General features: G+C 33.2%; 23 protein-coding genes. 13 read left to right on the top strand and 10 right to left on the bottom strand.

Annotated features, from left to right (window positions below):
• The first annotated feature begins 65 nt into the window (after positions 1 to 65).
• Positions 66 to 1,127 (top strand): HesA/MoeB/ThiF family protein, encoded by a 1,062-nt coding sequence (gene moeB / locus QBK95_RS10465; RefSeq protein WP_280933377.1) that lies wholly within the window; start codon positions 66 to 68, stop codon positions 1,125 to 1,127.
• On the opposite strand, the gene QBK95_RS10460 is transcribed toward moeB, so the two are convergent.
• Entirely contained in the window at positions 1,124 to 1,558 is a 435-nt protein-coding gene (locus tag QBK95_RS10460) for a hypothetical protein (RefSeq protein ID WP_280933375.1), read from the bottom strand. The two genes, moeB and QBK95_RS10460, sit on opposite strands and share 4 nt — an antisense overlap.
• A 142-nt stretch (positions 1,559 to 1,700) precedes the next feature.
• Between QBK95_RS10460 and greA the strand changes: the two genes are divergently transcribed.
• The 3 genes from greA to QBK95_RS10445 all read left to right on the top strand — a co-directional run bounded on the left by greA (position 1,701) and on the right by QBK95_RS10445 (position 3,102).
• Positions 1,701 to 2,177 (top strand): transcription elongation factor GreA, encoded by a 477-nt coding sequence (gene greA, locus QBK95_RS10455; RefSeq protein WP_280933372.1) that lies wholly within the window; start codon positions 1,701 to 1,703, stop codon positions 2,175 to 2,177.
• Between the two features lie 119 nt (positions 2,178 to 2,296).
• Complete coding sequence (locus QBK95_RS10450) at positions 2,297 to 2,686, top strand: HIT family protein (RefSeq protein ID WP_280933370.1); 390 nt, start codon at positions 2,297 to 2,299, stop codon at positions 2,684 to 2,686.
• A 2-nt stretch (positions 2,687 to 2,688) separates the two neighbouring features.
• A complete protein-coding gene (locus QBK95_RS10445; RefSeq protein ID WP_280933368.1) occupies positions 2,689 to 3,102 on the top strand; it encodes an acyl-CoA thioesterase in 414 nt (137 codons plus the stop codon).
• Between the two features lie 3 nt (positions 3,103 to 3,105).
• On the opposite strand, the gene QBK95_RS10440 is transcribed toward QBK95_RS10445, so the two are convergent.
• Positions 3,106 to 3,468, bottom strand: a complete 363-nt coding sequence (locus tag QBK95_RS10440) for a hypothetical protein (RefSeq protein ID WP_280933366.1) — start codon at positions 3,466 to 3,468, stop codon at positions 3,106 to 3,108.
• Positions 3,469 to 3,510: 42 nt separating this feature from the next.
• Positions 3,511 to 4,716 carry a sensor histidine kinase gene (locus tag QBK95_RS10435; protein WP_280933364.1) on the bottom strand — a complete coding sequence of 402 codons (1,206 nt, stop codon included), beginning with the start codon at positions 4,714 to 4,716 and terminating at the stop codon, positions 3,511 to 3,513.
• Between the two features lie 139 nt (positions 4,717 to 4,855).
• Between QBK95_RS10435 and QBK95_RS10430 the strand changes: the two genes are divergently transcribed.
• The 4 genes from QBK95_RS10430 (at position 4,856) to upp (ending at position 7,672) form a co-directional block, all read left to right on the top strand.
• The gene (locus tag QBK95_RS10430; protein ID WP_280933362.1) at positions 4,856 to 5,731 is read left to right on the top strand and encodes a flavin reductase family protein; all 876 of its coding nucleotides are present in this window, start codon (positions 4,856 to 4,858) and stop codon (positions 5,729 to 5,731) included.
• An 8-nt stretch (positions 5,732 to 5,739) separates the two neighbouring features.
• Positions 5,740 to 6,114: a DUF3127 domain-containing protein gene (locus tag QBK95_RS10425; protein ID WP_280933360.1), complete on the top strand. Its 375-nt coding sequence runs from the start codon at positions 5,740 to 5,742 to the stop codon at positions 6,112 to 6,114.
• 239 nt (positions 6,115 to 6,353) lie between these two features.
• Positions 6,354 to 6,992 carry a leucyl/phenylalanyl-tRNA--protein transferase gene (gene aat, locus QBK95_RS10420; protein ID WP_280933359.1) on the top strand — a complete coding sequence of 213 codons (639 nt, stop codon included), beginning with the start codon at positions 6,354 to 6,356 and terminating at the stop codon, positions 6,990 to 6,992.
• Positions 6,993 to 7,018: 26 nt separating this feature from the next.
• Positions 7,019 to 7,672, top strand: a complete 654-nt coding sequence (gene upp / locus QBK95_RS10415) for a uracil phosphoribosyltransferase (protein WP_280933357.1) — start codon at positions 7,019 to 7,021, stop codon at positions 7,670 to 7,672.
• Between the two features lie 2 nt (positions 7,673 to 7,674).
• On the opposite strand, the gene QBK95_RS10410 is transcribed toward upp, so the two are convergent.
• A complete protein-coding gene (locus QBK95_RS10410) occupies positions 7,675 to 8,238 on the bottom strand; it encodes a DNA-3-methyladenine glycosylase I (RefSeq protein WP_280933355.1) in 564 nt (187 codons plus the stop codon).
• Positions 8,239 to 8,340: 102 nt separating this feature from the next.
• Between QBK95_RS10410 and QBK95_RS10405 the strand changes: the two genes are divergently transcribed.
• Positions 8,341 to 8,955: a thioredoxin family protein gene (locus QBK95_RS10405; protein WP_280933353.1), complete on the top strand. Its 615-nt coding sequence runs from the start codon at positions 8,341 to 8,343 to the stop codon at positions 8,953 to 8,955.
• 5 nt (positions 8,956 to 8,960) lie between these two features.
• Here the strand turns inward: QBK95_RS10405 and QBK95_RS10400 are convergent, their stop codons facing one another.
• Genes QBK95_RS10400 through QBK95_RS10375 form a run of 6 tightly spaced genes read right to left on the bottom strand, consistent with a single transcriptional unit; the run spans position 8,961 to position 12,832 of the window.
• Entirely contained in the window at positions 8,961 to 9,665 is a 705-nt protein-coding gene (locus QBK95_RS10400) for a hypothetical protein (RefSeq protein ID WP_280933350.1), read from the bottom strand.
• 33 nt (positions 9,666 to 9,698) lie between these two features.
• Positions 9,699 to 10,406 carry a tRNA pseudouridine(55) synthase TruB gene (gene truB, locus QBK95_RS10395; protein WP_280933348.1) on the bottom strand — a complete coding sequence of 236 codons (708 nt, stop codon included), beginning with the start codon at positions 10,404 to 10,406 and terminating at the stop codon, positions 9,699 to 9,701.
• Between the two features lie 9 nt (positions 10,407 to 10,415).
• The gene (locus QBK95_RS10390) at positions 10,416 to 11,210 is read right to left on the bottom strand and encodes an undecaprenyl-diphosphate phosphatase (protein WP_280933346.1); all 795 of its coding nucleotides are present in this window, start codon (positions 11,208 to 11,210) and stop codon (positions 10,416 to 10,418) included.
• 59 nt (positions 11,211 to 11,269) lie between these two features.
• Positions 11,270 to 11,536, bottom strand: a complete 267-nt coding sequence (locus tag QBK95_RS10385) for a DUF3098 domain-containing protein (protein WP_280933343.1) — start codon at positions 11,534 to 11,536, stop codon at positions 11,270 to 11,272.
• Positions 11,517 to 11,924: a hypothetical protein gene (locus QBK95_RS10380; RefSeq protein ID WP_280933341.1), complete on the bottom strand. Its 408-nt coding sequence runs from the start codon at positions 11,922 to 11,924 to the stop codon at positions 11,517 to 11,519. Before QBK95_RS10380 ends, QBK95_RS10385 begins: the two co-directional genes overlap by 20 nt.
• A gap of 29 nt (positions 11,925 to 11,953) precedes the next feature.
• The gene (locus QBK95_RS10375; RefSeq protein ID WP_280933339.1) at positions 11,954 to 12,832 is read right to left on the bottom strand and encodes a cell division protein FtsX; all 879 of its coding nucleotides are present in this window, start codon (positions 12,830 to 12,832) and stop codon (positions 11,954 to 11,956) included.
• A gap of 107 nt (positions 12,833 to 12,939) precedes the next feature.
• On the opposite strand from QBK95_RS10375, the gene QBK95_RS10370 reads away from it, so the two are divergent.
• The 4 genes from QBK95_RS10370 (at position 12,940) to ald (ending at position 18,469) form a co-directional block, all read left to right on the top strand.
• The gene (locus tag QBK95_RS10370; RefSeq protein ID WP_280933338.1) at positions 12,940 to 13,869 is read left to right on the top strand and encodes a ketopantoate reductase family protein; all 930 of its coding nucleotides are present in this window, start codon (positions 12,940 to 12,942) and stop codon (positions 13,867 to 13,869) included.
• A 151-nt stretch (positions 13,870 to 14,020) separates the two neighbouring features.
• Positions 14,021 to 16,834 carry a leucine--tRNA ligase gene (gene leuS, locus QBK95_RS10365; protein WP_280933336.1) on the top strand — a complete coding sequence of 938 codons (2,814 nt, stop codon included), beginning with the start codon at positions 14,021 to 14,023 and terminating at the stop codon, positions 16,832 to 16,834.
• A gap of 124 nt (positions 16,835 to 16,958) precedes the next feature.
• A complete protein-coding gene (locus tag QBK95_RS10360) occupies positions 16,959 to 17,219 on the top strand; it encodes a SemiSWEET transporter (RefSeq protein WP_280933334.1) in 261 nt (86 codons plus the stop codon).
• Between the two features lie 134 nt (positions 17,220 to 17,353).
• Positions 17,354 to 18,469: an alanine dehydrogenase gene (gene ald / locus QBK95_RS10355; RefSeq protein ID WP_280933332.1), complete on the top strand. Its 1,116-nt coding sequence runs from the start codon at positions 17,354 to 17,356 to the stop codon at positions 18,467 to 18,469.
• Position 18,470: the final 1 nt, after the last annotated feature.

Here is an 18,470-nt window from a genome sequence, read left to right as displayed (position 1 = left end):
CGGTTAAATAGAAACTGTTGATTATTTACTTAATTTTACAAAGGAATACAAGGTTATTGTTCGATATGCTAAGTAAAAAAGAAAATATTCAATATAGTCGTCATATCTTATTAGATGAAATAGGGATTGTTGGACAAGAAAAACTTAAATCTGCAAAGGTATTAGTAATCGGAGCTGGTGGTTTGGGATGTCCAGTATTGCAATATCTTACTGCAGCTGGGATTGGCACAATTGGAATTATTGATGATGATCAAGTGGATCAAACCAATCTTCAACGTCAAATATTGTATACCATCGATGATATCGGAAAATCAAAAGCTAAAGTAGCATCAGAACGATTATCCAAACTTAATCCTTTCGTGTTTTTTAAAGTATATGAAGAGAAATTAGATGTTGATAATGCATTGGATATTTTTCAGGAGTACGATATTATAGTAGATGGTAGTGATAATTTCCCTACTCGATATTTAGTGAATGATGCTTGTGTTTTAACTGGAACACCATTGGTTTTTGGGTCAATTTTTAAGTTTCAAGGACAGGTTTCGGTACTTAACTATAAAGATGGACCTACCTATCGTTGTCTATTTCCTGATCCACCAGCACCAGAATCAGTTCCTAATTGTTCGGATATTGGGGTTTTGGGAGTGTTACCAGGAATTATAGGAAGTCTTCAGGCAAATGAGGTTATAAAAATGATAACAGGTATAGGAGAAGTGCTAAGGGGAAAACTATTGTATTTTGATTCGTTAACATTGCAACAGCAGATCCTGAATTTCAAAAAAAATGAAGAAATTGAAGTTGATCAGTTAGATGATGACTATGATTTTTTCTGCGGAATTAACTCAATTGATTTAGAGGAAATATCAGTTGCCGAATTAAAACAAAATCTTAAAAATTATCAGATTTTAGATGTTAGAACACTAAAAGAATATAATAATTTTAATATAGGCGGAAAACATATTTCATTGGATACGCTCCCAAAAAGAACATTAGAATTAAATAATCAAAAACCAATAGTGGTTTGTTGTCAATCAGGAATACGAAGCAAAAAAGCTATCGAAATTATTTCTGAACAACGAAATGATCTACATCTTATTAATCTAAAAAATGGTTTATCCTCCTATTAATTAGATATAAACAGTGTGTTTCCTTCTCGTCTAATTTGATAGCGTAATAGAGGATATCCTCCTTCACCTTCTAATTGTTGGCCATTTATTATCTCATAAGCATTGTCATTACCACAATTCGACTCCGCACGTATACCATTTACACTAAGTGCAGAACAGCTACTGGGTGCAATATTAGGATCACTCAACTCAAAAGCCGAATACAATGTATTATCTACATTAAAAATAATTACTCCTTTAATTCCTACACCATCTGTTGTAATGACTTCACTATTATTAGGAAAATCAAGGCTGTTAAATTGTGGTAGATCCAGATTTATGGTATGATTAAAACCAATAGACGGAAGATTAGGGTTATTATTACGGCTATCATCACTGCTACATGAAAATGTTAGTAGTGAGATGAAAAATAGTATTGCGATTTTTTTCATTTTTTCTAGTATTAAAAGAAGCTTTTTTTTTAAAGGACCAAATTAGGGAAAAATGTGATTCCGTATTATTTTTTATTATATTTGTTTATAGTTAAAGTCCCATATCTATGGGATTTTTTGTATTTATATAAACGATGAAGTTATGAGCAAAGTATCTTATTACACTGCAGAAGGGCTAAAAAAATTAAGAGACGAGTTAAATAATCTTAAGGATATAGAGAGACCAAAGGCATCACAGGCAATTGCAGAAGCCCGTGATAAAGGAGATTTAAGTGAAAATGCTGAGTATGATGCGGCAAAAGAGGCGCAAGGATTGTTAGAAATGAGAATTTCTAAATTAGAAGAGACCTTGTCAGGAGCACGTTTAATTGATGAATCTCAATTAGATACCTCAAAAGCCTTAATACACTCTACAGTGAAAATAAAAAACCAAACCAATGGTGCGCAGATGACTTATAAGTTGGTAGCACAGAGTGAAGCCGATCTTAAAACAGGAAAAATATCAGTGGATTCTCCTATTGGCAAAGGCCTTTTAGGTAAAACTGTAGGTGACGTTGCAGAAATTCAGGTTCCTAATGGAATTATGAAATTCGATATAATCGAAATTACAAGAGAGTAATATCTTCTTCATAAATAAAAAAACCTTTCTAAATATTGTAAGAAAGGTTTTTTTATGCTGTTGTTTTTGGCAAAAATACCCTATATTTCGTAACGATAAACCAACAAAAATTTTAATGAATGTCTACCCTGTTCACTAAAATCGTTCATGGCGAAATACCCTCCTATAAAGTTGCCGAGAATGATAATTTTTATGCTTTTTTAGATATAAATCCGAATGCTGTAGGGCATACTTTGTGTATTCCAAAAAAGGAAGAAAATAAAATATTTGACCTTGATGAAGAAACCTATATAGAACTTATGCGTTTCTCTCGTGAAGTTGCTAAAGCATTAGAGAAATCTGTTCCTTGTAAGCGTGTAGGAGTTGCTGTTGTGGGATTAGAAGTGCCTCATGTACACGTACATTTAATACCTTTAAATGATATGAAAGAAATGACATTTCAACATAAGGTATCTTTATCAGTCGAAGAATTTAAAGAGTTAGCTACTAAGATTCAATCGAATTTGTAAAAATGAATACTTCAGATTTTAAATTATCGCTACAGTTAAGGATTGATTGGAGTGAGATGGACACATATCAACATGTAAATAATGTTAATTTCATGAAGTATATGCAAAGTGCACGTGTTCAGTTTTGGGAAGTATCAGGATTAGCTATATTGCATACAGAAACCAAGAAAGGACCAATGCTGGTCTCTACTAAGTGTGATTTTAAAAACCCTTTATTTTATCCAGGGAACGTACTTATAAAAACAAGAGTAGAATTTATAAAGAACTCTAGTTTTGGATTATATCATGAGTTATACAACGATGATAACAAGTTATGTGCAATAGGACATGATATTGCAGTTTGTTTCGATTTTAACACCAATAAAACGTTTAAGATTTCTGATGAATTGCGAGAAACTATGAACAAATATGTATAAGGCCTACAGCTGCATAAAAACTTCTTGATGAAATAGGTAAGTGTATAATGTTGCCAGTATTAACAAGGATAATAATAACATTACATAAAAGAGTCCTGTAAATTTAATAGATGTAGGCGTAGCGCTGATTGTTTTTTTGTGATAATCATATACACGTTCGATATCATCTGTCCAGCGTCCTGGAAATATGATTGTTTCACACTTTTTACAATTCATACTTTCAATAACTTCTCCTTTGGTTTTGACAAAAAAGTTATTCAGTAATTTTTTTTGCTTAAACGATAGTGTGAGACTTTCTGTAGAATAGCATTCTGGACAGTTGTTGTTAAGGATCGTTTCTTTTAAAACAATATACTCGGTTTTCACGTTGCTTATTTTAGAATATATAACGTTTAGAAGATAATTATGTTATAAAGAAGTCTCAGATTTACTTAACGTAATCTGAAAAGTAGTGCCTTTACCCATTTCGGATTTAAGGACTTTAATTTTTCCAGAATGATAATCTTCAATGATCCTTTTAGCAAGAGAAAGCCCTAATCCCCATCCTCTTGTTTTGGAAGTGTAGCCAGGTTCAAAAATTTTGGTAAACTTACTTTTTGGGACTCCTTTACCAGTATCTGTAATTTTAATAAATACTCGTTTTGCATCTTGTGTAAGTTCAACATTCAAATCCCCTTTACCTCGCATTGCATCAATTGCATTTTTCACAAGGTTTTCTATAGTCCAGCTATATAATTGAGAGTTTAGATCGACAGGAATAAACTCTTCTGGTAAGCTAAGCGAAAAGTTAATTAATTTAGAACTTCTGGATTGTAAATAGGTATATGCATTTTTAGTTTCTGCTACAATATCTAATTTCTCTAATTTAGGAATAGAACCTATTTTAGAAAAACGTTCTGTAATCACTTTTAATCTCGAGATATCTTTTTCTATTTCAATAATGTACTCTGGATTTACATTTTCTACCTTTAGAATTTCGTTCCAACCCACTAAAGATGATAGAGGTGTTCCGATTTGATGTGCTGTTTCTTTTGCCATACCAGCCCATAACTTATTTTGTTCACTTGCTTTAGAAGTGGTGAAAAAGAAATAAATAACGCCAATCAGTAAAAAAATGATTAAGGCAATAGCAATAGGGTAGTATTTTAACTTTTGTAGAATAGAAGAATTTCCATAATAAACATATTGCACTGTACCTTTTAGATCCAAAGCGATTGGCTCATTCTCCGACTTCATTTGTTCAAGATACTCTGGTAATTCCTCTTCTGTAATATCTTCAGGTAAATTTAAAGTAGTATCCTGAATATTGATTTCTCCAGAAGGATTTTTTATAAAATCACCTTCAGAATTAGTAATTATAATAGGAATAGTATTATTAGTGCTATTGATGATACGAGATAATTCTAAATAATCATCATTAATATCATTTGATACATCTATACCAGAGCTACTTAATGCTTTAAAGGATTGTGCCCAGACCTGCGTTTTGATCGTTTCATCCTTTTTTAATCGCTGTAAAAAAAGAGAAGTGTTCCAAAGCACAAGACCAGTAATTACCAGAACTGCAAATATTATAAAATAACTAGCCAGATTTCGCTCGTCGGAAAAATTCATACAAAAGATACGTTAACTAAATCCTAAATATAAACGTTTTAATACGATTTTATTGTTAATACAAGGTAAGTAAAACCAAATAAACAATGCATATTAAGGATTAAACTTTAATTATCTTTGTTTGATATAATAATAACGTATGATCAGTATAGACCCCTTAAAAGTTTCCACAGGAAAATTACATGGAATGATGCTAGGTGCTATAGGACCAAGACCTATAGCATTTGCCAGTACTATAGATGCAGAAGGAAACCCCAACCTTTCTCCTTTTAGTTTTTTTAATGTGTTTAGTGCTAATCCACCTATTCTTATTTTTTCGCCAGCAAGAAGAGTAAGAGATAATACGACTAAACATACACTTGATAATGCAATTGCTACAAAAGAAGTTGTAATTAATATTGTTAATTATGATATAGTACAACAAATGTCTTTATCTAGTACCGAGTATCCTGAAGGAGTTAATGAATTTGAAAAATCAGGTTTAACCATGGTTGCTTCAGAAAAGATAAAAGCTTTTAGAGTAAAAGAAGCGCCCGTGCAATTCGAATGTAAGGTGAATCAAATAGTGCCTATGGGAGAAGAAGGAGGAGCTGGGAACCTTATTATTTGTGAAGTGTTACTAATGCACGTTAAGAAAGAAGTACTGGATGATGATGGTAAAATTGATCAACATAAAATAGATCAGGTTGCTCGTATGGGAGGAAATTGGTATTCGAGAGCAAATATGGGAATGTTTGAAGTACCAAAACCATTAAGTTCCATTGGTATAGGAGTGGATTCGTTACCCAAAAGTATCCAGAACAGTTCGGTGTTTACTGGAAATGACTTAGGGAAGTTAGGTAATATAGAAAGAATACCTGCAAATACAGATGCACAAACCTTTGTTAATAACAATAGTAAAATTCAAGATAAAATTCAGGATGCTAACCTAATAGAAATTCATAAATTTGCAAAGCAGTATTTGGATATGGATGATATTAATACTGCCTGGAATATTTTAGCAGCAATACAATAATAAAAAAAATGGAAGTACAAGGTAAAGTAAAAATGGTCGGTGAGACACAAACTTTTGGAAACAATGGTTTCAGAAAACGTGAGATAGTTGTTACTACAGAAGAGCAATATCCACAACATATAATGGTCGAGTTTGTTCAGGATAAGTGTGATTTATTAAACAACTTTCAAGTAGGTCAAGATGTAAAAATAAGCATCAATTTAAGAGGACGCGAGTGGGTAAACCCGCAAGGAGAGACTAAATATTTTAATTCAATCCAAGGATGGAGAATAGAAAATTTACAAGTAGCAGCTCCTTCTGGTCCTTCACAAGTGCCTCCAGCAGATGCTTTTGAGCCTGCAACAGATTTAAAAGAAGAAGATCACGATGATTTACCGTTTTAATTAAAACGATATTATAGATAATATAACACTTTGCTTGTTGAGGTGTAAAAGTAAAAAGTCCGATACATAAGTATCGGACTTTTCATATTGTGGTTTTAGGTTAACCTTTTAATAAAACTCAAAAAAGCAATGATGAACAAAATTTATCTTAAAAGGTTCTAACAAATATTGCGATTTTTTTGGTCAATTCAAACAACTAATTGATATTTAACGTTGTAGAAACAATTTAGTGTTCGGTTTTGTACATACTTAATGACACCATAAATTTCCCGCCTGTATCTATTGCTGATGAGGATGGATTGTTAGCTATAGGAGGAGATCTTTCTGTACCTAGATTACTTACGGCATATGCTAGCGGAATTTTTCCGTGGTATGATGAGGATCAACCTATTTTGTGGTTTAGTCCAGATCCAAGAATGGTGTTATTTCCAGAAGATCTTAAAATAAGTAAAAGTATGCGACAATTGATTCGGAAAAATCATTTTGACGTAACCTTTAATAAAGAATTTAAAACTGTGATTCAATCTTGTGCTACAGCAAATCGTGTTGATCAATATGGTACTTGGATCACATCAGATATGCAAAATGCCTATACAAAACTACATGAGCTGGGATATGCTATTTCTGTAGAAGTGTGGAAAGAAGGAGAATTAGCTGGTGGTTTATATGGTATTTGGCTAGAAGATAAAAAAGTGTTTTGCGGAGAAAGTATGTTTACTAATGTGAGTAATGCTTCTAAATATGGGTTCATTAAGTTAATTGAAGTTTTACAACACAAAGGAGTTAATGTTGTAGATTGCCAGGTATATACAAATCATTTAGCAAGTTTAGGCGCGAAAGAAATTTCTAGAAACGAATTTATGGAATATTTGAAGTAGTTTTACCACTACTAAATATAACCATTATGATCATTCATAACCTTGAAACTGAAAACTCTATTTTGAATCAATTTATTAGCGAAATAAGAGATGTCAGTATACAAAAAGATGCAATGCGTTTTAGAAGAAATATAGAACGTATTGGAGAGGTTTTAGGGTATGAATTAAGCAAAACTCTGGAATATAAATCTAAAACTATTCAAACTCCTTTAGGTACCAAAGAGATTTTAGTACCAGAAAAAGAATTGGTTCTTTGTTCCATTTTACGAGCTGGCTTACCACTACATCAAGGATTACTAAACTATTTTGATGCTGCAGAAAATGCTTTTATAGCCGCGTATAGGAATCATCCAAATAATGAAGATGATTTTGAAGTGATTGTGAACTATTTGGCTTCACCTTCTGTAGAAGATAAAATATTGCTATTAGTGGATCCAATGCTTGCTACAGGTAAAACCTTAGAAAATACGATTAAAGCGCTGCAAACACATGGGAATCCTAAGCAAGTTCATATCCTTTCTGTTATTGGTTCCACAGAAGGAGTTGAGTATATTAAAGATGTTTTTCCTGAAAATACACATTTGTGGATTGCCGCTATTGATCCAGAATTAAGCAGTAGAGGGTATATTATTCCTGGTTTGGGAGATGCAGGAGACTTATCATATGGAGTAAAAATATAAATTTAGACCTCTTGATATCTAAAACAGTGTATTGTGTGATCATTAACCATCCCAATAGCTTGCATAAATGCATAGATCACAGTAGATCCTACAAACTTAAAACCGCGTTTTTTTAGATCTTTACTGATTTGATCTGAGATATCTGTATTAGCAGGACATTCTTTATGATGTTTCCAAGTATTGACAATTGGTTTTCCGTGTACAAACCCCCAAATATACGAATCAAAGCTTCCAAACTCTTCTTGAATTTTCATGAAATTTTGCGCATTGGTTATCGCGGCATTTACTTTAAGTTTATTACGAATAATCCCAGCATTTTGAAGTAGTTCCTGCTTCTTGTCTTCATTGTATTTGGCAACAATTTTATAGTCAAAATTATCAAAAGCTATTCTGAAATTCTCTCGTTTACGAAGAATGGTAATCCAGCTTAGTCCTGCTTGAAAAGTTTCTAACACTAAAAATTCAAATAAAAGTTGCTCATCATGTAATGGTACTCCCCATTCCTTATCGTGATAGGATTCGTACAAAGAATCACCAATACACCATCCACACTTGTGTTTTTCCATGAAATAATATTTTTCGAAGTATAAAGATATTACATTAGTATTGAATTTTGGTTTGTAAGTTTTAACAATACATACCGTCCTATATGTTAACAATAAAAAATTATGGAAACAACATCACCAATGACGATAGACCAGTTAATAGACGAAGGAATAAGTAATTCATATACTTATCAAGAATATAAAACTTTGGTTAAAGATTTATTAATCGAAGGAAAATCAACAGGTCATGAGCAGTCAGAAGCACTTACCAATTATAGTATGCTAAATGATCGTAGAATGAAACGTCTTGATAAGACATTAAAAATTGATGAATCTATTAAGGAGGCTTTTTCTAACGCTACTACAGATATTACTTGGTTAGTGTTGACAGAAGGATGGTGTGGTGATGCAGCACAGTCTTTGCCAGTAATTAATAAGCTTTCAGAAATGAATGATGGAATTGACCTAAGAATTATTTCTAGAGATGATCATGATGAGTTGATGAATAATTTTCTTACTAATGGAGGGAAGTCGATACCTAAACTGATTGCTTATAACAAACAGAATAAGGAAGTAGTTGATTCTTGGGGACCAAGGCCATCAGTTGCTACAAAAATGGTAAATGATTATAAAGCAGCACATGGAAGTCTTGATCCACAATTTAAAGAGGATCTTCAGGTGTGGTATAATAAAGATAAGGGTGTTAATATTGCAGAAGATCTATTAAATCTGTTATAAATAAGTTAACCTCCGTAGTTAAAATAATACGTAATAAAACCTTTTTGTTCTTTTAGATCAGATGATGAGAATAAAGCGTCCTGAGCATAATCTAATGCATTGTCAAAAAGACACTCATTTCTTGTTGAGGATTTCTTTTTATCAATCTTAGCATCTGTAACATATCCGTTTTGATTGACTTCTATTTTAACTACAACTTTCCCACTACCATTACAGGTATAGATAGGATTTGGGATGTCTTTCTTTTCTCTTCCTTTTAATGTAAAAGTGACAGAACTATGTCTATTATTGACCTCTTCAGAAATTGGTTTCTCATCTTTTTTAGCCTCTTTAACTTCTTCGTTAATAATCTCTTCATTAATAGCTTCTTGACCTTCGGTCATCGGATTATTGTCAGAAGTTTGTTCTGTAGCTTCAGGGCTTTCTGTTAATGATTTAATTCTTTGTTCTATATCATCATGATCTTCAAAATCTTCATTAAAAGCATTGTGCGTTCTTTTAGAAGCAATAAGCTGTCTGTCTTCTTCTGGTTGAGGTTCTTCTTCTTGTTCTTTTGTAAGTTCTTCCATCAACTCTTCAGGGATCTCCATCAATATTTCAGACTGCTCTTTTTTTCTGTTGATCATATTGATATTATAGAGACCTAGTACAAAAATCCCCATCAACAATGATGTGATAATTAATGCTTTATGTTTTTCTATAAATTCCATAGGTATCTATAACTCCTTTTATACAACTATATTTTATGCAGTTTCTATTTCTGCACCTAATTGATTTTCAAATGTTTCAGGAGTAATGGCATCCTCTACAGAGAATTCTCCTATTTTAGTCCTTCTTAAAACACTTAGATGACCACCACTTTCTAATGCTTTGCCAAAATCGTGGGCCAATGATCTAATATAAGTTCCTTTACCACAAACTACTCTAAAATCTACTTCTGGTAGTTCAATTCTGGTAATTTCAAATGCTGAAATTGTAATTTTTCTTGCCGAAATTGCGACTTCTTCTCCTTGACGAGCATATTCATACAATCTCTTACCATCTTTTTTTAACGCTGAAAATACTGGAGGATATTGTTCGATCTCACCAATAAATTGCTCAGTAGTCCTTTGCACCATCTCCTCCGAAATATGATCGATCGAATATGTTTTGTCAATCTCTGTTTCAAGATCATAAGATGGAGTAGTTGAACCCAAAGTAATGGTTCCAGTATATTCTTTGGTCTGTCCCATAAATTCCTGTATTCGTTTAGTAAACTTACCAGTACAAATAATAAGTAATCCTGATGCTAAAGGATCTAATGTTCCTGCATGACCTACTTTTATTTTTTTAATCCCGAAGTTCTTACGAATCAGCCAACGCAGTTTATTAACAGCCTGAAAGGATGTCCATTGAAGAGGTTTATCAATCAAAAGAATTTGACCGTCTTTATAATCTTGTTCGGTTAGCATTATTGGGGACTATTTAATAAAACCAAAGATGATGGCAACAATGCCAACAATAATACAATATAAGGCAAAATATGATAATTTACTCTTTTTTACCAAAGAAATCATCCAAGTGCAGGCAAAAAGCCCCGAAATAAATGCCGCAATAAACCCTAAAAATAACGGCATACTATTTTCTGTAGCAAGATTAAGATCGCCACTAAGTATGTCTTTCCCTATTTTACCAAAAATTAAAGGAATAACCATCAAGAATGAAAAGCGAGCAGCCTTGGTCTTATCATTACCAAGTAATACAGATGTAGAAATCGTAGCGCCACTTCTGGAAATTCCAGGAAGCATTGCTATTGCCTGAGCAATTCCGATAACAAAAGCATTAGGTGTTGTAACTATTTTTGAAGTATCTTTTGCTTTATCAGCAAGCCATAGAAGAATAGCAGTAATAATAAGCATAAACCCCACAAATGCAATGTTTCCTCCAAAAAGTTGTTCTAATTGTTCTTCAAAAAATAAACCGATGAGCACCGCAGGAATCATAGAAACTATAATTCGTAAAGAAAACATGGTTTCTTCATTTTTCTTAAATTGAAGAAGTCCTTTAAGAATTTGTAGAATATCTTTTCTAAATACAACAATAGTACTTAGTGCAGTAGCAAAATGCAAAACAACTGTAAAAAGTAGTGACTCTTCTGGTACGCTGTCATCTCCAAGAATAGCTTTTCCTAATTCTAAATGACCACTGGAAGATACAGGAAGAAACTCTGTAAGTCCCTGAATAACTCCTAAGACAATCGCATCAATAGTTTCCATAAAAGAGGGGTTCTAAAATTCGATGCAAATATATAATTACCCAAAGATAAATTGTTTAATTACTTGCTTTTCTTCTTGTCAGGATCTAGTAATATTGCATATACTTCAATACCAAAACCAATTAAAACAATAGTGGGTGCTAACCTTATTCTTCTAAAGTTATAAATATCTGGATTAAATACATTAGGATCATCGCTTCCTCCTCCTGCCATAAGGATAAAGCCAAAAGCAATTACAGCGATCCCAATTGCCATCATAACATAATTCTTTTTTCCAAAAACGAAATCTGGCTTATGTGGCGTACTTTTATTTGATTGTTTGCTCATGAATGTCGTTATTTATTTCATTAAAAATCACACGATCTTCTATCATTAGTTTGGATACGTGACCCATAATTCCATCGCGTGTAAATATAGTCCATCTATCTATAGGATACAAAGTCACTTTTTTGTTCAATATATCCTTGCGTAATTGCGCTAAGTTTAGTCCATATTGCAATCCTCGATTAATATAGTAATAATGACTGTCATTTTCCAGAGTTATTACAATATCAAAACCACTACCTTCTTCTATCTTAGTCACAATGCCTGTAATTTTAATTACTTCATCTGGTTGTACATTGCGTATGGGCTTAAACGTCTGTATTGCAATCCACATAAAGATGATGAATAATACAGCGGATATGGAGAAAAATATAGTACCTGTTTTACGCATGATATTAGATTGTGAATTGATTTTTGATGTTAATAATATAATTCATCAGTTCTGAGATTCAGAAAACGTTGTGTAGCAAAAAAGGTGCTAATCCAGGTAATTAATACACCAATTCCAAAAACACCTGTAAATAATCCAACCAATAGGATTTCGTCTTTAAGTAAAGCCAATTCAGGGAAAGCTTTATCTAAATAAAATAATACTATCGCGACACCAATCAGAGCTACTATCGCACCTATCATTCCTAAGCGTACGCTTTTCCAAACAAAAGGTTTGCGAATAAACTTTTTTGTGGCACCAACCATTTGCATGGTTTTGATAATAAAACGTTTAGAATAAACAGATAGACGGATCGAACTGTTGATAAGAAGTACCGCAATAAACGTAAAGATTCCGCTAATTAATAATACCCAAAAACTTATTTTTTTGATATTATCATTTAATAAGGATATCAAAGGTTTGTCATAGATTACCTCGTCTACAAAATCCTTTTTCGTGATCGATTTAGTAATCTCATCAATTTGTACCTGATCGACAAAATCAGCTTTTAAATATACATCAATGGAATTCTGAAGAGGATTATACCCAAGAAAATCCATGAAATTCTCGCCAATATCTTTACTGTGTTCTTCTGCAGCTTCGTCTTTGGAGATATATGTTGTTGATTTAGTGTATTCTGATAAGGCTAAGCTTTTCTCCATTTGTTTGATCTCTACTTCTTTGGCAGTATCTTTTAAATAGATAGTAAGTGCAATTTTTTCTTTAAAATGATCTGCAACCTTTTTTGTGTTTAATACCAAAAGCCCTAATAATCCAAGTAAGAAAAGCACCAGAGAAATACTAATAACTACAGAAAAATAAGAAGATATTAATCTGCGTTTCTGATATTTTTCAAAAGATGAGCTCATAGAGAATAGTTTTGCAGGTAAAAATAATAAAGAATAGTTAACTAATTTTGGTTTCTTAAGAAATAACGCAAACTTACAAACAATCTTATTTTTAATTAAGTGATAATATGCATACGGTGGTTATAGGTATTGGTGGTGTAGGAGGATATTTTGGAGGGAAAATCTCAAATTCTGGTCAAAAAGTCACAATGATCGCCAGAGGAAAACATGGTGAAGCAATTCGTAATAAAGGATTGCAAGTCAATAGTATTGATGGTGACTTTATAACAAAACCATTTTTAGTAACAGATGATGTCTCTAGAATAGAAAAAGCAGATTTGATTTTGATATGTACCAAATCCTGGCAGGTACAGGAAACAACTGAACTTATCAAATCAACCCTGAAAGAAGATACAATTGTGATCTCGTTACAAAATGGAGCTGATAATGCAGAAAAAGTAATGTCTGTAATTGATAAAAAACATGTGTTGGGAGGATTGTGTAAAATCTATAGTAAAATTGAGTCTCCTGGAATTATCTCTCATTTTGGTCATACACCAGAAATCGTTTTTGGAACATTGGATAAAAGTAAATCCAACCGTTTACAAAACGTAAAGTCAGTTTTTGATAAAGCTGGATTTAAGAACAAGATTTCTGAAGATATTCAGGTAGATATCTGGAGTAAATTTATGTTTATTGCTACAGTTAGTGGTTTGGGAGCTTTGACAAGAGCGACCATAGGAGAAATGTATGCGCATCCAGAATTAAACAATATGCTTAGAACAACTGCTCGGGAAATTTATAAGATAGCCATTGCCAAAGGAGTAGCAATGCCGCCGAGTATTGTGGATGGGATAATGAATTTTATAGAAAAACAACCTTTTACCGCAACAGCCTCTACACAAAGAGATATTATGGAAGGAAGACCATCAGAGTTGGATAATTTTAATGGTTTTATTGTAAAAGAAGGACAAAAACTCAAAATAGATACACCAACAAATACATTTATCTACAGTTGTTTACAACCAATGGAAGCTAAGGCCAGGTTAAATTCTTAGAATTTAGTCAAGCTTTGAGTATAGTTTTATAAGATTTATCAAATAAATATGTAAGAATTTGTCTTTAAGGCATAGATGTAAAGAAGAACTTAAAAGTGATCTGTCGTTTAACTCACATAAAATCGTAAATTTGCGGTCTTAATTTCAGATCATGAGTTACGATTTTAATACAATTGAAGCCAAATGGCAAGCCTACTGGGCAGAGAATGGAACGTTTAGAGCAGAAAACAGTAGTGATAGACCAAAATATTATGTACTGGATATGTTTCCTTATCCTTCTGGAGCAGGGTTGCACGTTGGGCATCCATTAGGATATATTGCCAGTGATATATACGCAAGATATAAACGTCACAAAGGTTTTAATGTATTACATCCACAAGGGTATGACTCATTTGGGTTACCAGCAGAACAGTATGCAATTCAAACAGGACAGCATCCAGCAGTTACTACTAAAGAAAATATTACTCGTTATCGTGAGCAACTGGATAAAATAGGTTTTTCTTTTGATTGGAGTCGTGAAGTAAAAACCAGTGATCCTAAGTTCTATAAATGGACACAATGGATATTTACTGAGCTTTTTAATTCATGGTATGATAACGAAGCGGATAAAGCCAGATCAATTAGTGAATTAGAAAAGGTATTTTCTAAAGAAGGAAACACAAAAGTACAAGCTGTTTGCGATGAAGATGTAACAGAATTTACAGCTGATGATTGGAACGGTTTTTCATTAAAAGAAAAGCAAAAAGTACTATTAAAGTATAGATTAACCTATTTAGCAGAAACCGAAGTGAACTGGTGTCCGCAGTTAGGAACAGTATTAGCTAATGACGAAATTGTGAACGGAGTTTCTGAGCGAGGTGGTTATCCTGTGATTCGTAAAAAGATGACACAATGGAGTATGCGTATTTCTGCATATGCACAACGTTTAATTGATGGGTTAAATACTATTGATTGGCCGCAACCATTAAAAGATTCCCAAACGAATTGGATTGGTCGCTCTGAAGGAGCTAGCGTAACTTTTAAAATCAAAGATCATGATGAGGTGATCGATGTGTTTACAACACGTCCAGATACCATTTTTGGGGTAAGTTTTATGACATTAGCTCCAGAGCATGAATTGGTATCTAAAATTACTACATCAGAGCAAAAATCCGAAATTGAAGCATATATAGAAGCGACTGCCAAACGTAGTGAACGTGATCGTATGGCAGATGTAAAAACTATTAGTGGTGTTTTTACAGGAGCCTATGCAGAGCATCCGTTTACCAAAGAGCTAGTCCCAATCTGGATTGGAGATTACGTATTAGCAGGTTATGGTACAGGAGCTGTCATGGCAGTACCTTGCGGAGATCAGCGTGATTATGATTTTGCAAAACATTTTGGGATTGATATTCTTAATATTTTTGAAGGAATTGATATTTCTGAAGAAGCTTTTGCAGATAAAGACAATACAATAATCGCTAATTCTGATTTTTTAAATGGATTGAAATATAAAAAAGCAGTAAAAACAGCCATTTATGAATTAGAAAAACTAGGGCAAGGAGAAGGCAAAATCAATTATAGATTACGTGATGCGGTATTTAGTCGTCAGCGATATTGGGGAGAACCATTTCCTGTGTACTATGTAGATGGAATGCCAAAGATGATTGACCTAAAGCATTTACCAATCGAATTACCTGAAGTAGAAAAATATTTACCAACTGAAACTGGCGAACCGCCACTAGGTCGAGCAGACGTTTGGGCTTGGGATGCCGAAAAGAATGAAGTAGTAGCTAATGATCTAATAAATCATACAACTGTGTTTCCTTTAGAGCTAAATACCATGCCAGGTTGGGCAGGAAGCTCCTATTACTTTAATCGGTATATGGATCCAAATAATGAAAATGAGGTGTTTTCGCAAGATGCTATTGAGTACTGGAAAGAAGTTGACCTATATATAGGAGGAAGTGAACATGCAACCGGACATCTACTATATGCACGTTTTTGGCAAAAGTTTTTATTTGATATAGGTATCACGCCTGTTGATGAATTTGCTAAAAAACTGATCAACCAAGGAATGATTCTGGGAACAAGTGCTATTGTGTATAGAATTAGTGGTTCAAATAAATATGTTTCCAAAGGATTGAAAGATCAATATGATGTAGAAGAACTTCGTGTGGATGTAAATATGATAAATGCATCGGATGAATTACTTCCTGAAGATTTAAAAAACTGGCAACCACAATTTAAGGATGCAGAATTTGAGCTCGAGGAAGGAAAGTATATTGTAGGAAGAGAGGTTGAAAAAATGTCTAAGCGTTGGTTTAATGTTGTAAATCCAGATGGTATTTGCGAACAATATGGTGCAGATAGTCTAAGATTATATGAAATGTTCTTAGGACCTTTAGAGCAAGCAAAACCTTGGAATACAGCTGGAATTACTGGTGTGCATTCGTTTCTTAAAAAGTTGTGGAAGCTATATCACGATGGAGAAGAGTTTGGAGTAGCGGATACCGAACCAACTAAAGATAATTTAAAAACGTTGCATAAAACCATCAAAAAAGTCGAAGAAGATATTGAGAACTTTTCTTTTAATACTTCGGTAAGTACTTTTATGATTGCGGTAAATGAACTAACCGCTCAGAAATGTAATGCCAGAGCTGTTTTAGAGCCATTATTAGTATTAGTTTCTCCGTATGCTCCGCATATTGCAGAAGAGTTATGGTCAAAACTAGGACATAATCAATCTATTGCTACTGCAACATTTCCTTTGTTTGAAGAGAAGCATTTGGTAGAAAGTACGAAGCAGTATCCTATTTCATTTAATGGTAAGATGCGTTTTACGATGGAGCTTTCATTGGATTTAAGTAAAGATGATATTGAAGCAGCGGTTATGGCACATGAAAAAACGCAACAACAACTAGAAGGGCGTACACCTAAAAAAGTGATTGTAGTGCCAGGTAAGATTGTAAATGTAGTTGGGTAATTATTGATTAAGTTAAACTAGATTATCACACAGAGCTTGTCGAAGTGTTCTTGTAAATGATACAGAAAATCTTCGACAAGCTCAGACTGACATTATTGCGTAGTCATTTTTTACAATAATAAATATGATCAACTCAGTAGAAATTCTTGGATTTATAGCAGCTACCTTAACTACAGCTGCTTTTTTACCACAAGTGTATAAAACATGGAAAACAAAATCAGCAGAGAGTTTATCTATGACTATGTTGTTAATTTTTGTAACAGGTGTTTTATGTTGGCTTGCTTATGGTGTTTTAATAGATAGTTTGCCAATAATTTTGTGTAATCTGATTACTGCGATATCAGGATTTTTATTGCTTTATTTTAAATTTCGTTATAAATCCTGAAATCAACTGTCAATCCTGATGGTTTTTTAACAGCTTTAGTCTTGTTTTTGTATAATTACGGATAAGATATTTTTTAGGCATATTTTATTGTTTTATTTCAGGAAAAAATCTATTTTCGACCAAAAAATAAGAATATGATAATTGGTGTTCCTAAGGAAATCAAGAATAACGAGAATAGAGTGGGTGTAACACCTGCTGGAACTATGGCACTCGTTAGACATGGTCACACTGTTTTCATTCAGCATAATGCTGGTCTTCAGAGTGGTTTTAGTAATGAAGAATATATTGGTGCTGGAGCGAAGATTTTACCTACTATAGAAGAGGTATATCAAACTGCAGAAATGATCATTAAGGTTAAAGAACCGATAGAACCAGAATATAAATTGATCAAAAAAGATCAATTGTTGTTTACTTATTTCCACTTTGCTTCTAGTGAGCCATTGACTAAGGCAATGATTGAAAGTGGAGCAGTTTGTATTTCTTATGAAACTGTAGAAGATCCTGATCGTAGTTTACCACTATTAACACCTATGAGTGAAGTGGCTGGACGTATGTCGATTCAACAAGGAGCTAAATATTTAGAAAAACCATTAAAAGGAAGAGGAATCTTACTTGGTGGTGTTCCTGGAGTTGCCCCAGCAAAAGTATTAATCCTTGGAGGAGGAGTTGTTGGAACTCAGGCAGCTAAAATGGCAGCAGGAATGGGAGCTGATGTTACTATTCTTGACATTAGTATGAAGCGATTACGTTATCTTGATGATGTAATGCCTGCAAATGTTAATACTGAATTTTCTAACGAATACACCATTCGTGAACATATAAAAACTTCTGATTTAATTATTGGAGGTGTACTAATACCTGGAGCAAAAGCACCTAAGCTTATTACTCGTGATATGCTTAAAGATATGAGAACAGGTACAGTATTAGTAGATGTAGCTGTGGATCAAGGAGGTTGTTTTGAAACAACAAAACCAACTACACATCAAGATCCCGTATATATTATTGATGACGTGGTACATTATTCTGTAGCAAATATGCCAGGAGCAGTGCCTTATACATCCACTTTGGCATTAACAAATGTTACTTTGTCATATGCGATTCAATTAGCAAATAAAGGCTGGAAAGCAGCTTGTGCTGATAATGAACCACTAAAAAAAGGATTGAACGTAATCAATGGAGATGTAGTGTATCAGGCTATTTCAGAAGCATTTAACCTTCCTTTGGAAGATGTAAATAACTATCTAAGTTAAA

Source organism: Aquimarina mycalae (assembly GCF_029906345.1).
In the GTDB taxonomy this organism is placed as follows: Bacteria; Bacteroidota; Bacteroidia; order Flavobacteriales; family Flavobacteriaceae; genus Aquimarina.
Note: the sequence above shows the minus strand (reverse complement) of the source record. Positions and strands in the feature narration are given on the sequence as shown.

Coding starts and splice junctions, on each gene's coding strand:
- moeB (WP_280933377.1), top strand. CDS start 66: ATGCTAAGTAAAAAAGAAAATATTCAATATAGTCGTCATATCTTATTA.
- QBK95_RS10460 (WP_280933375.1), bottom strand. CDS start 1,558: ATGAAAAAAATCGCAATACTATTTTTCATCTCACTACTAACATTTTCA.
- greA (WP_280933372.1), top strand. CDS start 1,701: ATGAGCAAAGTATCTTATTACACTGCAGAAGGGCTAAAAAAATTAAGA.
- QBK95_RS10450 (WP_280933370.1), top strand. CDS start 2,297: ATGTCTACCCTGTTCACTAAAATCGTTCATGGCGAAATACCCTCCTAT.
- QBK95_RS10445 (WP_280933368.1), top strand. CDS start 2,689: ATGAATACTTCAGATTTTAAATTATCGCTACAGTTAAGGATTGATTGG.
- QBK95_RS10435 (WP_280933364.1), bottom strand. CDS start 4,716: ATGAATTTTTCCGACGAGCGAAATCTGGCTAGTTATTTTATAATATTT.
- QBK95_RS10430 (WP_280933362.1), top strand. CDS start 4,856: ATGATCAGTATAGACCCCTTAAAAGTTTCCACAGGAAAATTACATGGA.
- QBK95_RS10425 (WP_280933360.1), top strand. CDS start 5,740: ATGGAAGTACAAGGTAAAGTAAAAATGGTCGGTGAGACACAAACTTTT.
- upp (WP_280933357.1), top strand. CDS start 7,019: ATGATCATTCATAACCTTGAAACTGAAAACTCTATTTTGAATCAATTT.
- QBK95_RS10410 (WP_280933355.1), bottom strand. CDS start 8,238: ATGGAAAAACACAAGTGTGGATGGTGTATTGGTGATTCTTTGTACGAA.
- QBK95_RS10405 (WP_280933353.1), top strand. CDS start 8,341: ATGGAAACAACATCACCAATGACGATAGACCAGTTAATAGACGAAGGA.
- QBK95_RS10400 (WP_280933350.1), bottom strand. CDS start 9,665: ATGGAATTTATAGAAAAACATAAAGCATTAATTATCACATCATTGTTG.
- truB (WP_280933348.1), bottom strand. CDS start 10,406: ATGCTAACCGAACAAGATTATAAAGACGGTCAAATTCTTTTGATTGAT.
- QBK95_RS10390 (WP_280933346.1), bottom strand. CDS start 11,210: ATGGAAACTATTGATGCGATTGTCTTAGGAGTTATTCAGGGACTTACA.
- QBK95_RS10385 (WP_280933343.1), bottom strand. CDS start 11,536: ATGAGCAAACAATCAAATAAAAGTACGCCACATAAGCCAGATTTCGTT.
- QBK95_RS10380 (WP_280933341.1), bottom strand. CDS start 11,924: ATGCGTAAAACAGGTACTATATTTTTCTCCATATCCGCTGTATTATTC.
- QBK95_RS10375 (WP_280933339.1), bottom strand. CDS start 12,832: ATGAGCTCATCTTTTGAAAAATATCAGAAACGCAGATTAATATCTTCT.
- QBK95_RS10370 (WP_280933338.1), top strand. CDS start 12,940: ATGCATACGGTGGTTATAGGTATTGGTGGTGTAGGAGGATATTTTGGA.
- leuS (WP_280933336.1), top strand. CDS start 14,021: ATGAGTTACGATTTTAATACAATTGAAGCCAAATGGCAAGCCTACTGG.
- QBK95_RS10360 (WP_280933334.1), top strand. CDS start 16,959: ATGATCAACTCAGTAGAAATTCTTGGATTTATAGCAGCTACCTTAACT.
- ald (WP_280933332.1), top strand. CDS start 17,354: ATGATAATTGGTGTTCCTAAGGAAATCAAGAATAACGAGAATAGAGTG.